This window comes from Streptomyces sp. NPDC024687 (genome assembly GCF_055559055.1).
Window position 1 is genome coordinate 1 of record NZ_JBVHLJ010000018.1, and the last position, 14999, is coordinate 14999.

Sequence of the window (14999 nt, forward strand, 5' to 3'; positions counted from 1 at the left end):
AACTGCGGCGGATAGTTCTTCATGACCACGAGATGTCCGTTCTCAGATCCTCAGGATCCAGTGTCTCGTGTGTCCAGGATCAAGGGTCAAGGCCCCCCTGCTCATCACCCCCGAGGCGGACATCGTTCCGATCGACCTTCCCGAGGGTGACAACCGGCTGATCGTCATGCGAGCGGTTCTGCGCTGCGACCGGGTTGACGTCGTCGCCCTCACCGACCAACTCGACATGTGGCTCGACGACGAGGGTCTCTACAACCACCCGGTCAACAAGCTCGCGACGCTCCTTGCGATCCGATTCGGATTCACCCACCAGCAGTACCACGGGCCTGTGCTGCTCACCGGTGGCGCTGACACGAACGGCGACACCGTTCCGCTCACCAAGGACAAGGCAGTGGCGCTCCTCACCAGCATCGCTGACCTGATCTAGGCCCCCGGGGAGCGGCGTTTGCCGCTCCCCACCCCCGGCGGCGGGGGAGTGGCACCCCCGCCGCCGCGCCGAAGACTCACACAGACTCAGGAGCTCACCACATGTCGAACACCGTCATGATCACCACTCCCGCCCGGAACGCCATGGACGGGCACGGTCTTACGGACGCGCGCACCATCCTTGCCTCGGATGCCGACCTGCACCCCAAGCGGCAGGGCCTGAGCGTTGCGCCGCGCGCGGTCGCGTACTCCGTGTACTGCCCCGCGACGGAGCGGTACAGCCTGGTGACGCTTGACGGCCGGTGGATCATCCCGGGGCGGGAGGGCTACAAGACCCGGGGCCCCGTGGCGACGTACGCGCGGAAGAACATCGCGACCGTACGACCGGACGCGCTTGTGATCCTGGAGCCGGTACGGCACAACGGCCCGTTCAAGGCGACGCAGTACGGGCGCCGTCCCGGCACGTGCCGCCAGGCAATCGGGGAGGACTGGCGCGGCATCTACGGGTACGCATGCTCATGTGGTGCGGGCGTACAGCCTGCGAAGGTGGCCCGTGAGGGTTGGGTGATCGTACGGGACGGTCGGGGCACACACACCGTGTCCTACGCGCTGCGTAGCGAGCACCGCCGGGAGTACGGCACGGTCCCGATGGAAGTTCCGGAGCGTGCCAACGTGGTGGTGGCAGGCGCCCCCGAGGCTCCAGCGGTCAAGGCTCCGGCCACCGTGAACGCTCCGGCCGAATCGGCCCCCGTAGCGGAATCTGCGCCCGTTCCGGCTCCCGTCGCGGAAGTCGACACCCCGGAGACTCCGGCGGACGCTGAGGCGCCCTTCTGCGCCCCGTACAGCGTGGCCGAGTACAGCATCACGCCGGACGTGTCGGCGGTCGGCCGCATCGCATACGGCGCACCCAAGCCCGTCAAGCGCTGGAAGGTCGTCGACGCGAACGGACGTGTTGCCTCCGATGATCACCTGTCGCGGCTCGCGGCAGACACCCGCGCCGACTTCCTCAACGGCGAGTCGGGCCAAGCGCAGACTCCGGACACGTGCCCGGAAGGCACCCCTGACAATGTCCGTTCCCTGGTCAGTGCGGGCGCGCACGGTCGCGCTTACATCACGGGCGGGGGCGCGCGACTGAACATCGAGTCGGCGGACGGGCGCGCCCGATTCACGCTGCACACCGTGCCGGATGAGGCACATCAGGAAGCCCGCGACGGATTCCACAAGCGCGCGCGGGAACTGTCCGGGGAGATCGCCAAGCGTGCCGACGGGCGTCCCGTGTTCAAGCCCGCGAAGGCTCAGATGTGGTCGGGCAAGCCCGCACCCCGTAAAGCGTTCGAGCCTAAGGACTACGCCCCGGGATCCATGCTCGCGTGGACCGTGGACGGGGTGCGGTTTACGGGACAGGTGTGGGCGAACCGCGTGCAGTCGGGGAAGTGGAACGGCGACCGGGGCGAAACCTCCGCTGTCGTCGTGGCGACGGTGAACGGCCGTCGGGCACGGCGCGATGAGGCAGTGTGCCTGCCGTTCGTGCATGGCTCGCGCCGCAAGAGCGCGTTTGCGTTCGTGGCCACGCAGCACGGCAACGCTGACGTTGAGGTGATCGCCCCGGAGTGCGCGTCCGACGGTCTGTTCGATGTGGTCGCCACGGCCGGTGACCCGGTTGAGGAATGGGAGTCGGAGGGCGGATACGTACCGGGTGTCGAGCCTGCCAACGTTCCGGCGGAGCATGTCGACGCTGACGAACCTGCCCCGGCGGAAACTTCTGAAGCTGCCGACGCTCCGACGGAGGTTCCGGCCGGTGAGCACTGCCCCCGCTGCAACCGGAACACGCTGTACGGCATCGAGTGCGCCTACTGCGGCCACGTGATCATCACGGCCCTGATCGGCCGTGGCCCGCGACTGTGCCCCGCGGAGGAAAAGGCCATGGCTACGGGCCGTCAGTACTGCCCGCGCTGCTTCACGGTCGGTGTGGCGCTGTACGCGACGACGCTGCACACGGGGCCCGGGTACGTGTGCGCCGAGTGCTACACGGCCCACGGGCGCCGTCTGCCCGAGGCGGGCCCGGCGCCGGTCAAGGCTCCGGCCGGTGCCGTTGTCCGGGCCGCGCGGGCAGCGCGCAAGGAGGCGGAGGAGGCGGGCGCGAGCGTCGGCGAGATCCACCGAGCTGGGGAGGCCGCGCGCAAGGCGGTCGCCATGGCGTACGGGCAGCGTCCGGCGGACGTGATCAGCGACCCGTGCAGCGTGGACGTGTGGGAGGGCGAGGGAGGGGCCTGCGTCGGCGTCGACCGGCCCAGCGCGCCGGACGCTGGACGGGGCGCCGGGCCCGTCGGCACCGACCCCTCACCGGAAATGGGTACATGTACCGCTCCGGCGGTCGACGCCACCCCAGTACGTCCTGACGTCGTGAGCGCCCCAGGGGCTGGCGACACCTGGGACGGCGAGGGGGACGCCCTTCCTGGGGCGGAGACTGTCCACGTCCACTCTGTGGAGGAGCGGGGCGCCGACGACCCCCTACACCGTCCGTCCGGCCGCGCCCGAGTGGACGCCCGTACCGGGCACTAACAGCCGGACCGCTGAACTGACCTGCGCGGGGCGGCAGTACCGCGTCTATCACGCGCCGGAAGCGGTACTGCCCTACACCGTGCGCTACACCCTCGATGGCGCCGACGTCGACCTGGGAGGGTGGGTCGGCCTGGACGACGTGCGCGCGATCGTGCGGGCCGACCGCCGCCGCAGCGCTGCCCTGGAAGCGGACCGCCGCCGTATCGAGCAGGAACAGCGGCGCGCGGTCTACTGGATGCGGGGTGAGCGGCGGCAGGCCACCGTGCGGCTGACCGCGGAAGAGCGCCGGGCCATCGCCCGTCGCGCGGAGGAAAAGCATCGTCCCGTGACCGCGGAACTCTACGTCTCGCCGATCACCGGCAGGGCAGTGCTGGCCTGGGTGTGCGGGACGTGCAACTCCACGCACGATGACCACTTGTGGCGACCGCAGACCATCGGGGGGAGCTACCGCACTCCGCTGTCCGTCGAGCGGGGCACCTTGGCTGCCCTGGTGGAAAAGCGAGGCTGGACCGTCACCGGCACCTGGACGGCTCACGGGACGCGCGGGGACACCATGCGGGCAACCATCGCCCCGACCCGGGCTTACCTCGCGTGGGTGGAGGCGACCTACGGGCCGGAGCCGGCCACGCCCGAGGTGGAGGCGGGGGAGCGCATCGTTGCTGTCCAGCGGGGATGGTGGGACGTGGTCAGCAAGGAAGGGCACCGCTACGAACTCACCGTCCGGCCGGCCCTGACCGGGCTCGTGTGGAGCGTGCGCTTCCGCAGCGTCGACGGATTCGAAACGGTCGCCACGACCGGCATGGCGGGCACGGTCCTGATCGGCATGCGGGCCCACTCCACCGAGCGCGGCCGCCAACTCACGGGCGAGGGGCCCGCCGAAGCGGTACATGTACCGCTCGCCAGCTGACAGACCGATGCGCCTGGCTCCGCCCTCGGCGGGGCCAGGGCTCGGCGGCCGACTCCCTGGCAGTGGGCCCCAGGCGCGGCCGGATTGGGGCGGCAGAGCGGTGGGATCCCGAGAGCCGCGTCGGCGGGAGCCAGGAACGAGCCCCTGGGGAAACGGAGTTGACCACAGGGCGGCGGGGATTGGTACATGTACTCGATGAGCGTGCGCATCAAGTGGCAGGACATCATCGACCGGGCCCGCGACATCGTCGACGGCTACGACGGCGGCGTCACCGTCCGACAGGTCATGTACCGGCTGGTCGCCGCAGGGCTTGTGCCCAACACCGCCCCCACCTACCGAAGGCTGTCCTCCCGACTCGCCCAGGCCCGCCGCGACGGACTCTTCCCCGACCTCATCGACACGATCCGCGAAGTCCACGTCCCGCCGGCCTGGCAGGACGCCGACGCGTTCCTGGCCGACATGCCCGAGTGGTTCCGCCTGGACCGCACCCGCGGGCAGGAGTGGGCGCTGTACGTGGCGGCCGAAAAGGACACACTGCGCCAGCTGCTGACCGGCTGGCTCGCCGAGTACAGCATCCCGGTCCTGGTGGTGAGAGGCTTCGGCAGCCAGTCCTACGCCGATGTCGTCCGCGACCGGGCGCGCAGCGATCCCCGGCCGGCGGCGCTGCTCTACCTCGGCGATTTCGACGCCAGCGGCTCCGACATCGAACGCGACTGGGTGCAGCGCACCGACTGCTGGGAGCGGGTGGAGCGGGTGCTGCTGACGGACGGGCAGGTCCGCGAGTACCAGCTGCCGCCGGCCGAGGGGAAGAGGGACGATCCTCGCTGGCCCGGGTTCGCCCGCCGCTACGGCTTCGACCTCGAGCGTCCCGTGCAGTGGGAGGTCGAGGCACTGGAACCGGCCGAACTCAAGCGCCTGGTGATGGAGGCCGTCGACAGTTACATCGACCGGGAGATCCTCGCCGAGGTCATGGCCGAAGAAGAACAGCAGCGCGCCCAGCTCGCCACCCTCCTCGGCCGGCCGCAGGACGGCTGAACGAGGGCATGGACTCGGCCATTGGGAAGGTCGGTGCGGCGAAAACCGTACTGGAAGGGGTGCAGGCTGAGACACTGATCCTGCCCCGTTGTCCCCCGTCGGCGGGGCACCCACGCTGCAGGGACCGTCGGCCGGCCGCGGACAAAGAAAGCGGCCGGCGCCCAATCCGCCGAAGCGGGTGGCAAGGGCACCGGCCAACCGAAGACACACACCGTCCAGGACTGCAAGTGACCCGCACGGGTTGCGCCGTCCTTCGAGTGTAGCGGTGCGACAGGCGCGAGGAACGCCTCCTTGCCTCCGATGACGTAAGTCCGGTAACTTTCTTTCGTTTGGGCGTGTTGTGGCAAGCACACCCAGCCCGAAGTCATCAGCGTCGTCAAGGAGTTCCTCCATGCTGTACCGCGCACAACCGCGTGCCGCCGGCTTACGCCGCGCGCGCCAAGACGTCGGCTCCGTGCCCCTCGAGTCCCTGATGCACATCACCGCCCCCGCCATCGGCGTGGTCGCGGGCTTCGTCCTGGCCGTCCGCGCGAAGGCGAACCTCGAGACTGAGGCTGTCGCGGCCGGCAGCCCCGCGCATCCGCTGCTGCCCAAGGCCGTGCATCCCGGGGAGCCGGTGGGCGCCCGCACCCTCCAAGACCAGTGGTGTGCTGCCGGCGCACCCGCCCCCACGGCATAACCACCCTGCCCTGTCCGCAACGCCGACGCCGGCGCCCTGCCCAACCGACCAGGAGACAGCGATGATCCGCGCCGGACGCCGGAAGTACGTCCAGAACAGCGAAGAGCTCGCCGCGGCCATGGGGCTGACGATTGGCACCTTCCGCAACAAACAGCCCTACGCCGACGAGAACTTCCCATCCCAGATCAGCTCCGACGGGGCGCGGGTGAAACTATGGGACAGCGAGCAGACCGCCGCCCACCTGGCCGGCCGCCCCGTCCCCGAACTGCCGCACGAGGACGACGACCAGGACCTCCTCGACCGCAACGAAGCCGCCGCCGAGCTCGGTGTCAGCCCCAAGACCTGGGACAAGAACTACAAGACACACCCCCAGATCGCCCCCCACCTGACCCTGGTCAAGGGAGTGGAGCACTGCCCACGCGGCATCGTGCGGGCCTTCCACACCAGCAAGGACACCGGCGGCGGGCCCAAGGGCCGTCCGAAGGGCAGCGGAGACATGGTGCCGCGGGACGAGATCTCCACCCGGGTCGGCGACCTGCTCGACGAAGACCCGGCGGTGACCCTCGCAACGGTCCAGGAGCGCATCGGCCTGTCCTACGCCGCGGCCGCGCGTGCCCTGCCCCGGCTGCGCGGGGAGCGGATCGCCGACCTGCTGCAGCGGGAGCCGGACCTGACCCCCGAGGAGGCCGCCACCCGTCTCGGCTACCCGACCGCGGTCCAGCGCACCGCCCTGGCCAGCGCCGCCACCGAACTGCGCGCCCGGCACGTGCAGCCGTACCTGCAGCGCGTCGCCGACGTCCTGGTCGGCGCAGGCCTGGCCGAGGCACAGGACGTCCGGGTGCAGCGCCTGGAGGGCGATGTCCTTGCCGCAGCTGTGGCGCTGAGCGGATCGGGCGCGCCGGCCCTCGTGTGGGACGAGCGCTACGGCTGGCGCACCGCCGTCAGCAAGCGTCACCCGATCGGCAAGGAGGCCGGCACCCCGCCGGAGGGAGACGGCATCCGCTACCTCAGCGAGCACCAGCAGCCCGAACCCGCCGAACTGCTGGCCGCGCTCACCGACCGCCGGCACGGCTCCCGGCATCCCAAGACCGTCCTCCCGGCCGGAGGCCCTCTGCAGGGCTGACCCCCGGCAAGAAGACGCGCGACGCGACAACCCTGGCCAGCGGCCCGGACACCATTTCGGTGTCTGCCGATCCCACTTGACGTGCCAACTCGCCCGCAGAACAGACGTGTTCCCCTCCCCTTGGTGATGATCATGCGGTATATTTGTCTTGTGGGTTTCATGGCAGAGCCCACCACCGAAGACAGGCACATCACCAGGGAGACTTTCGTGCTGGACACGATGAAGAACACCGCCCGCCAGCCGCTCACCGACACCCTCACCGACCTCGGCCGCGCCATGGACGAACAGCGCGCCGTCACCATCGCGTACGCCGACGCGGACGAAGCCCCCTCCATCCGCACCATCGAGATCCACGACATCATCACCGGCGGCGAGGACGGCGCCGTCCTCGTGCAGTCCATGGACCGCCTGAGTGGCAGCTTCCGGGGCTTCCGGGCCGACCGCATCCAGATCTACATCACCCACGACGAGGCGTACGTCCTCGACACCCCCACCCTCCCGCTCCCGGTGCGCTTCACCGCCCGCACCGAGAAGGAGCTCGTGGCCCTGGAAGCTGGAGCGCGACTGACCGCACGCGGCACACCGCCCGGTGCCGAGCCCGGCACCGCGGCCGCCGCCACGGTCTCCACCGTCCGCGCACCAAGACTCTGGAGCCACCGCATGCCCGCGTACGCGCCGCCCGCCCAGCTCGCGGCCACCCCCGTGACCGACACCTTCCGCCCCAAGCGGGCCACCGTTTCTGTCCTACGGCCTGGGCGCCGACTCGACAGCGATCCTGCTGATGTACCTGGCCGACCCCACCGCCCACGGCTTTGAACCCGACCTGACGGGATGCCGAGATGGCGGAGCTCCGGAAACAGCGGGACGCCGCCCTGGCTGCCAGCCAACGTACAGAGGCCGACCTGACGGCCCTCCGCAACGTCAACCAGCGCTTGATGGTGGAGAACAGTCGACTGCTCGAGGCCGCAGCGCTCGCACCTGCGGAGTAGCCTGCATCTGGACGGCATTCACCTCAGGCGTTGGAGTGGACTCCATTTCGTTGGGGCGTTAACCCCTTCTGTTGTTCTTGACAAGGACTCGAAGTAATGCCGGGGGTACTCCAGTTCACCCGGAGGCAGGGACAAGCCATAGGCGTTGAACACCTCAACAGAACGCGTCAAACAGTTGTCGATCGTCAACGTGTACGGGCGAGACGAGGCTGCCCTGGCGGTCTTGTCGGCAGCCACAGGGTCCATCCAAGCTTTCGGCCAATCTAGGCAGCGGTAGGTCGTGTAGCGGCTTGCCTTAACCGGAGGAGACTTGAAGGAGGTGAGGACGTCCCGCCAAGTTCCAGTCTTAATCCAATTATCCTGAGCCCGGATGTATTCCGTTCCGCCAAATTCCCACCGATCGCCAGTAGTTTGGCGAAAAGCCCACCCTACATGCCCAACTTCCTCTGAGATTACGGATGTAGGTGCATAAAACATGCAGACGCGTCCTGCGGCCACCGTAAAGGAACTCTGACGATTAATGGTCTGGGTTCCGAATTTAATGGTCACGGAGTTAACGTAGAGCCCTGCGGAGTCTGATGGCACAGCACTGGGCGAGTAGATGGCGTGATATCCCGACTGAAAGTTATGTTTCTGTCTATGGGAGTAGATTGTGCGAGAGTTATTGTTGACCTTCCATGAAACCTCAACCTCTGCTGGGGTATCGGAGACTCTCACGAGGATGGCATACAATATCCGTTCATCAGGTGAGAAGTCTCTCTTCTCGCGGCGCGTGGAGTCGTACGTGAGTGCTCGCTCAGCGCTAACTGAAGCGGGTGACGTGTGCCCTGGCAGAGGTGCAATGAGTATGGTGGCGGCGACCATCAGTCCGACCGTGACCGCTGCTTTCCAGGAACGATTCATGAGACCTCCTCTAGGCCTCCCACCCTGTGAAAATCATTCGCGTTGAGTGGCGGCATCGAAGATCAAGCACTCGCGAGCAGCGTTGGACCTGGGTCACCTTACGTCGCACCGAGCCATATGTTCACTAGAGGCGAGCCCAGCAACAGCCAACTTCTATTCGGATGCTCCGCAGGAGGGGGCAAAGACCGCCCAGTCACGTTTTCCAGAAATGAACGTTTCTACGACACCGTCACTCATCCCAAACCTGATCACCTTTCCGGCGAACTTCGGTGCAGACGGCGCGAAGACCAACTCTTCACCACCGTAGTCGGGCGTGGTGACCGTGATATCTCCAGCGTACGTATCCAATACATCGTCTCGAGCACTAGCGATGTGTATGCCCGAGAGCGTCGAGATTGTCGTCGCCGGCCGTTGAACGTAAATCGCAACGAGGCGGTCAGATGTGAATCTGAGGAGGAGCCCCTCCGGTCCACCTTGCACACTGAAGTCTGTGCAGACTCTTCTGCCCTCCTTCCCCGGGATCGGCATGCCGATCGCTTTCGCCGCTTCGTCGCGGCTCATATCCAACTTCAAGGGACCCATGCCGTTGACGGTGATACGTTCGCGGGTCAAATCAATCCGGCCGCGGGCCTCCGACTCGGCACCATCTTTATGCGTCACGAACTTCTTGCCATCCCAAGTCCAGCTGAGATGGCGAACTCTGGACGGGGATCCATGAGGATCCCCGGGCCCGTAGAATTTAAGATCAGCGACGATACGGTCTTTTCTGATCGCTACGGACTCTGGCTGATATTCAGGAGGTAGCCAGTCCCCTCCACTCAGGTGGGGAGTGCGCGCTATCTCACTTCCGTTATTGGAGCGATAGACGCGCAACTCTTGCGTAAAAAAGTTACTCGGTTGGGGACTGCAGTAGAACAGCACCGCAGTGACGTTGCCGAGGTGCGGTAGTTTCCCTGGAGCGGTCCGCTGCACCTCGACCTCCCAGCGATCATACCCGCCAATACCGGCGGTTTTCGCTATCCCCTTGCCATTGCGGATCGCCACCTTGGCCGGTTTTTTCACAGTGTCATCGCAGGTGAGGCTGTAGTCGCGATTCTCCCAGTCAACCACTTTAGACGCCGACAGATTGAGATACGAATTTACAGCCCCCGGGAAGTCTCCACTGCGCTGGGCTTGGGGGGCTGCCTGTGCGGTCGAACCCGTGGCCAGGGTCGATCCGCCTATCAGAGCACAGACTGCACTCAACGCTATGCAGGAAAACCACCGGACACTTCCCAACATCGGTATGTCCCTCCGGGGAGATGGCGCATCTGGCACGCAAGATTCCAAACCAATAGAGGTTGCTGTATTGGTAGGCGCCTTGACGGCCGCAAGGCTAACCGGAAATCCTAGGATGCTAAGACATCCCGCAGGTGCTGAGTCCCGTTGCTTGAGGAAGTGACCTTTTGAAGAATTGCGTGCTGGGCGTCCTCACTTGTGACCCCAAGCACGAGGACTCCTGCCTCTCCCCATGGTGCTTCTTCGACCTTGTGCCTGCATCTTGAGCCGTTCGTTCCGACGGCCACGGGTGTCGTCCCTCCGCAACTGGTCGTCTGCAAGGCGGACGACACCTCCGCACACGCGTCTCCAGGGAGGGTTCATGTCTCTCCGGCTAGCGGCTGCACACCCTGTCGGTCAGTCCATTGATTCACAGGTAGAGCACGCCGGGGCCAGCGGGAAGTGCCTCCAGCGGTGCGCAGAACCGGCCGTACGTCGAATCCCTGGAGTGCTCGCGCTTCGTCCTGCTGGACGAATGCCCCGGAAATAACGCGGCCTACTGCGGCATGGCAACCGCCCGGACCGTGAAGCTGCTGCCGAACGGCACGGTCTTCAACTCGCGAGCGGCCCAGAAGATCCGCAGGCAGGAACAGGGCCACGAGTACACTGCCGCGCAGCTCATCAGGCTCGGCGCGTCGGCGCCACAAGCCGGCAGCGACCCCGTGCTCTGACTCCGGGACGCCCTGCTCGCGGTCGGCGCGCGGAACGCGAGGCACGCCGGTCCGCACCGGTTCTGCGGACGGTTCTCGCGTGTTGCCGCTTGGTCGATGACGGTATCAGGATGATGGGCTCCCGAACGCTGTCCTGCCCAAGGCACCCTGCCGTTCGACGACTTGACCGAGTTCCCCATCGCCTCCGAATGGTGTCAGCGGTGGCGAGGCCGACGGCACTCCTTCCGCCGCATCAGCGAGGGCGGGTTCGATGCCCGGCGATACGTGGTCGAGCCGTTGCCCGAGACCGCGGCGAAGGCATTCGTCGTCGGGCACCACTACTCCGGGTCCTTGCTCTCGGGCCAGGATGAGCGGCAGGCTCTGGGGCTGAGCACCGTGCCGGTGCTGTTCCGTGGGGAAGGAGTGAATGTCGTTGATCCACCCCCACAGTCGTGCCGTGGCGTGGAGCAGCTGACGGACTTGCTCGCCGTGGTGGAGTTGGTCGGGCAGGTCGAGGTGCGTGCAGAGTTCGATGAGGGTGGCCAGGACATGGCCGAAGAAGGTGTGGGGGCGCATGGCCTCGTATTCGGCGAGGCCGATGATGCGTTTATGGGTGGTGGTCTCCCAGTACGTGGCCGCGAAAGCCTGGTGGAGTCGGGCGGTGGTGCGGGCCTCCTGAGCTGGGGTCATCAGGTCGTGCATGCGCCGGGAGAGGTCGGCCAGCGCGTAGGTCAGCGGGGAAGAGGCGCAGGGCGCGGTGCGGGTATCCAGGACGTGCGTGAAGGCGGCGGTGTGGGGGGCCAGTGTGGTGGCGGTGGCCTGTGGCGCTTCGACGTGGAGGTCGTCGAAGACGCTGAGCCAGATGCACAGGTCCGCGGCGAGGTCCAGCAAGTCCTGGTCGGCGCCGGGGAAGAGGCATCCAGCACCGCTGCCCACCCGGGTGGCCTTCAGCCTGGTGCTCTAGCGGATGTCGTCGACGAGGCGGTGGTCATCGAGCCAGCCTGCGATGTGCTCGTCCGTGGCAGGGCCCAGCGGGTTGGAACGGGCGGGAAACAAATGCCAGAACGTGAGGGCCGATCCCGTCGAACCTGGTCAGCCGGTACCTCATCGCTGGAGGATCCCGGTCGCTGTCGCTGACCGGAGTAGGGCCAGCCGGCGCTGCCTGCCTCAGGGTGTGGCGGCGGGCAGCGCCGGTGTGTGGGTCAGTGGGTGTGGGTCCACCATTCCAGGAGGGCGATCAGGAAGGGGCCGGTGGCCGCGGCGAGGGACAGTGCGGCCTGGCGGGCGGCCTCGCGTCGCAGCGGCTTGTCGGCCGGCGCCGGCGGGTTGGCGGGCGTCTTCTGCCGGGCGGGTGTGGGGGTGGTGGGCTTGCGGCGGCGGAAGTTGTTCATGGCAGTGCTCCCCTGCGGGATCGCGGTGATTGTGGGTGCCGGGCCCGGCGTTGCCATGACTCTCCTGCCGGGGGTGGGCAACCGTCCCAAGTACCGGGCGGGGCGGGCGGGTGGGCCGTTACGCTCCGGGCCACAGCCCGGTGCCCGGGGTGCCCGCCCCGTCCGGGGCGGGCACCCCGGGCACCGGGGAACGGGGAGGGAACGTTGAAGACGACACCACCGGCACCGGCCCTGGGTCCTGGGTGCGAGGTTCTGCGGGTGCGGCTGAGGGAGTTACGCGAGCGCGCCGAGCAGGCGCGTAAGCAGGCCGGCAAGTCGGGTTCGCTGGACAGCCTGGAAGCCGCGGTGCGCCGGTCGGAGACGCGCGGCGTGGAGACGTTCCGCGGGCAGCGGGTGAGCGGCTGGGCGCCGCCCCTGGACAGGCCGGAGAAGTTCGTGGTGCCACAGGACGGTGACATCCTGCTGGCCGTCGTCGCGGTCTGGTCGGCCTGGACCGGCCAGCCCGCGCTGAACGGACAGGGGCGGGTGGAGAAGCGGTGGCTGACGAGGGCGGAGCGGGAGTGGGGCGCGCTGCTGAAAGCTGCACAAGACGAACGGCGTGCGTCCCGGGAACGGGGGGGCGAAGGCACCCGGACCCAGGTCGATCAGCTCAAAGACGGAGTATCCGTCGGGACTGTGCGGCTGCCGGAAACGGTCCCTCCGGCCCTGTCCGGCCTTCCTTCATCTTCACCTGCTTTCACCGGTCGTACTGAAGAGGTTCAGAAGCTGCTCGCGGATCTGGCCCCAGAGCAGCGGGGAGCGCCGCTGGTGACGTCGGTGGCCGGTATGGCTGGGGTGGGTAAAACGGAGTTGGCTGTGTACACCGCCAGGAGGGCTCTGGACAAACCAGGGTGGTTTCCTGGCGGAGTCTTATTCATCGATTTGTTCGGTTACGACCCCGAGCGCTGTCTCTCTCCCGAGCGGGCACTTGGCAGTCTCTTGCGCGGGCTTGGCATGAGGGAGCACATCCCTGCCGATTTGCAGGACCGCGTGCTCCTGTACCGCAGTGTGCTCGCGGCGTACGCGGCGCAGCACCGGCGGATCCTGCTTGTTCTCGACAACGCATCCAGCGCCGATCAGGTGGCCCAGTTGCTGCCCACGGATGGCGTTACTGCAGCTCTGATCACCTCTCGTCACACTCTGGAGATCGAAGGCCGTCTGCATGATCTGGGTGTTCTCGACGAGCGAACCTCGGTGGACCTACTGCGCCGCGTGGTCGTGATGGCCCGTGGCGAGACCGATACGCGCATCGCTGATGCCCCCAGCGACGTGGCGGAAGTCGCACGGTTGTGCGCAGGGCTGGCGCTCGCGCTACGCATCTGTGCAGCCCTGCTCGTCACCGACCGTACACGGCCCCTGGCCTCGCTGGTTCAGGACCTCACCGCATCGCACACTCGACTCAAACGGTTGGGCCTTCCACGGAAAGACCGGCCCGTACGTGCCTCGTTCGAGCTGTCCTACCGTCAGCTGGACGACGATCAGAAGCGTATGTTCCGGTTTCTTTCACTCAACCCGGGTCCGGACGTTTCCACCGAGGCTGCCACTCATCTTGTTGCCAGCGATGAAGCTGAGGAGCTTCTGAGGAGCTTAGCCGCCGCGCACCTGACCGAATATGGAAACTCGTGGGGCAGGTGGCAGCTACACGACCTGCTCCGGCTGTATGCCGGCGAGCTCGTTGACGCTGATGCTGCGGCTCCTCAGGCGCAGCGGAGGCTTTTGGAGCACTACCTGGACCGAGCCCAGTGTGCATCAGGCTACATCTTGGAGCTGCCGGCATCTCGCGCGCACGGCTTTCTTGACCGGGATAGGGCTGTGGCCTGGCTGGAGGCCGAGCAGGCCAATCTGATCGGCGCGGTGGAACTCGCGGCTAGTCACCACTTCGATATCGCCCGGGATCTGTCGGAGGCACTCGAGAACTGGTTCACCGACCGCCCTGCACAGGGACTCGCCACTGCGCGGGCAGCGTTACGCGCCGCACGACAAGCGGAGGACAAAAAGGGGGAAGGGCGCGCTCTCGTACAACTCAGTCATGCTTTACGAGAAAGCGGCTCGCCCGATGAAGCCATCGCCGCAGCACGAGAGTCCATTGGCCTTGCTCACAGTCTCCACGACAAGCTGACAGAAGGTAGAGCACTTCGCGCTCTCGCCGACGGCCTCGCGTACACAGAGGAGTACCGACAGGCCGCCGAGACCTATGTGCAGGCTGCCAGGCTGCTGCGGAAGGTGGGCGACGAGCACGTGGCGGGCGCAACCCTGATGAACCTGGGAGTCATGCTGCACGACATCGGGGAGTCGGAAAGAGCACTCGATGCCCTGCAGGCCGCCGCACGTGTGCTGTCTCGCACGAGCCGAAGCGTGCAAGCACTAGCGCTGCGCAACCTTGGAATAGTCCTGCGCGAAATGGGCCGATCCGAGGACGCCGCTGAGCGCTACCGTCAGGCAATCCAGCTCAGCCGCGAAGCGGGCACGCACTGGGATCCCTTGAACGAGGGAGCGGCCTTGGTATGCCTGGCCCTGTGTTTGCAAGAGCAGCTTCGCTACGTGTCTGCGGAGCAAGCGTTCCACCAAGCCGTCACAGTGTTCGGCAGTCTGCGCGGAAGCAAGATGAAGGCAAACGCTTACATTGCCCAAGCTAACTTTCTGAGGGCATGGGGACGTCAGGAAGAAGCGGTAACCGCCCTGTCATGCGCCGCCGACACTTTCAAGGAACTAGACGACCCGGAAGGCCAGTCCAGGGCGTTGATCGCCCTGTACAACTGGTTGAACTCTCTCCACCGGTTCAAGGAAGCGGCCGACACAAGGGCCCGTGCCGCCGACATCTGGCACGCCCTTGGCGACCACGGACGAGAGATGAATGTTCTGCGCGCCATGGGCCTGGAACGATGCGAACCCTGCAGCGATGAGATTCCAGCAGAACAGCCTCCTCCGGACTGACGCCGGAGGGGTGAGCAGGGTCTTACTGGTGTACCGAGAGGGCG

The 14999-nt window shown here is 66.8% G+C and carries 12 protein-coding genes; 9 read left to right on the plus strand and 3 right to left on the minus strand.

Going from position 1 to position 14999, the window contains the following annotated elements:
- The first annotated feature begins 67 nt into the window (after positions 1–67).
- The 7 genes from ACZ39I_RS40275 to ACZ39I_RS40305 all read left to right on the plus strand — a co-directional run bounded on the left by ACZ39I_RS40275 (position 68) and on the right by ACZ39I_RS40305 (position 7548).
- On the plus strand, positions 68–427 hold the full coding sequence (locus ACZ39I_RS40275; protein ID WP_467250517.1) for a DUF3846 domain-containing protein: 360 nt from the start codon (positions 68–70) through the stop codon (positions 425–427).
- A gap of 596 nt (positions 428–1023) precedes the next feature.
- Entirely contained in the window at positions 1024–2988 is a 1965-nt protein-coding gene (locus ACZ39I_RS40280; protein ID WP_467250519.1) for a hypothetical protein, read from the plus strand.
- 79 nt (positions 2989–3067) lie between these two features.
- Positions 3068–3895 (plus strand): hypothetical protein, encoded by an 828-nt coding sequence (locus ACZ39I_RS40285; protein WP_467250521.1) that lies wholly within the window; start codon positions 3068–3070, stop codon positions 3893–3895.
- 186 nt (positions 3896–4081) lie between these two features.
- Entirely contained in the window at positions 4082–4930 is an 849-nt protein-coding gene (locus ACZ39I_RS40290) for a hypothetical protein (RefSeq protein ID WP_467250523.1), read from the plus strand.
- A 391-nt stretch (positions 4931–5321) separates the two neighbouring features.
- A complete protein-coding gene (locus ACZ39I_RS40295; RefSeq protein WP_467250525.1) occupies positions 5322–5609 on the plus strand; it encodes a hypothetical protein in 288 nt (95 codons plus the stop codon).
- A 61-nt stretch (positions 5610–5670) separates the two neighbouring features.
- Positions 5671–6732, plus strand: coding sequence for a DUF6292 family protein (locus ACZ39I_RS40300; RefSeq protein WP_467250527.1), 1062 nt, complete (start codon positions 5671–5673; stop codon positions 6730–6732).
- A gap of 207 nt (positions 6733–6939) precedes the next feature.
- Positions 6940–7548 (plus strand): WYL domain-containing protein, encoded by a 609-nt coding sequence (locus ACZ39I_RS40305; RefSeq protein WP_467250529.1) that lies wholly within the window; start codon positions 6940–6942, stop codon positions 7546–7548.
- Between the two features lie 1229 nt (positions 7549–8777).
- Here ACZ39I_RS40305 and ACZ39I_RS40310 read toward each other — a convergent pair.
- Entirely contained in the window at positions 8778–9734 is a 957-nt protein-coding gene (locus ACZ39I_RS40310; RefSeq protein ID WP_467250531.1) for a hypothetical protein, read from the minus strand.
- 713 nt (positions 9735–10447) lie between these two features.
- Between ACZ39I_RS40310 and ACZ39I_RS40315 the strand changes: the two genes are divergently transcribed.
- Complete coding sequence (locus ACZ39I_RS40315; RefSeq protein WP_467250533.1) at positions 10448–10612, plus strand: hypothetical protein; 165 nt, start codon at positions 10448–10450, stop codon at positions 10610–10612.
- 105 nt (positions 10613–10717) lie between these two features.
- Here the strand turns inward: ACZ39I_RS40315 and ACZ39I_RS40320 are convergent, their stop codons facing one another.
- Both ACZ39I_RS40320 and ACZ39I_RS40325 read right to left on the minus strand, forming a co-directional pair.
- Positions 10718–11527, minus strand: coding sequence for a terpene synthase family protein (locus ACZ39I_RS40320; RefSeq protein ID WP_467250535.1), 810 nt, complete (start codon positions 11525–11527; stop codon positions 10718–10720).
- Between the two features lie 266 nt (positions 11528–11793).
- A complete protein-coding gene (locus tag ACZ39I_RS40325; protein WP_467250537.1) occupies positions 11794–11982 on the minus strand; it encodes a hypothetical protein in 189 nt (62 codons plus the stop codon).
- Positions 11983–12186: 204 nt separating this feature from the next.
- On the opposite strand from ACZ39I_RS40325, the gene ACZ39I_RS40330 reads away from it, so the two are divergent.
- Positions 12187–14955, plus strand: a complete 2769-nt coding sequence (locus tag ACZ39I_RS40330; protein WP_467250539.1) for an ATP-binding protein — start codon at positions 12187–12189, stop codon at positions 14953–14955.
- The last annotated feature ends 44 nt before the right edge of the window (positions 14956–14999 follow it).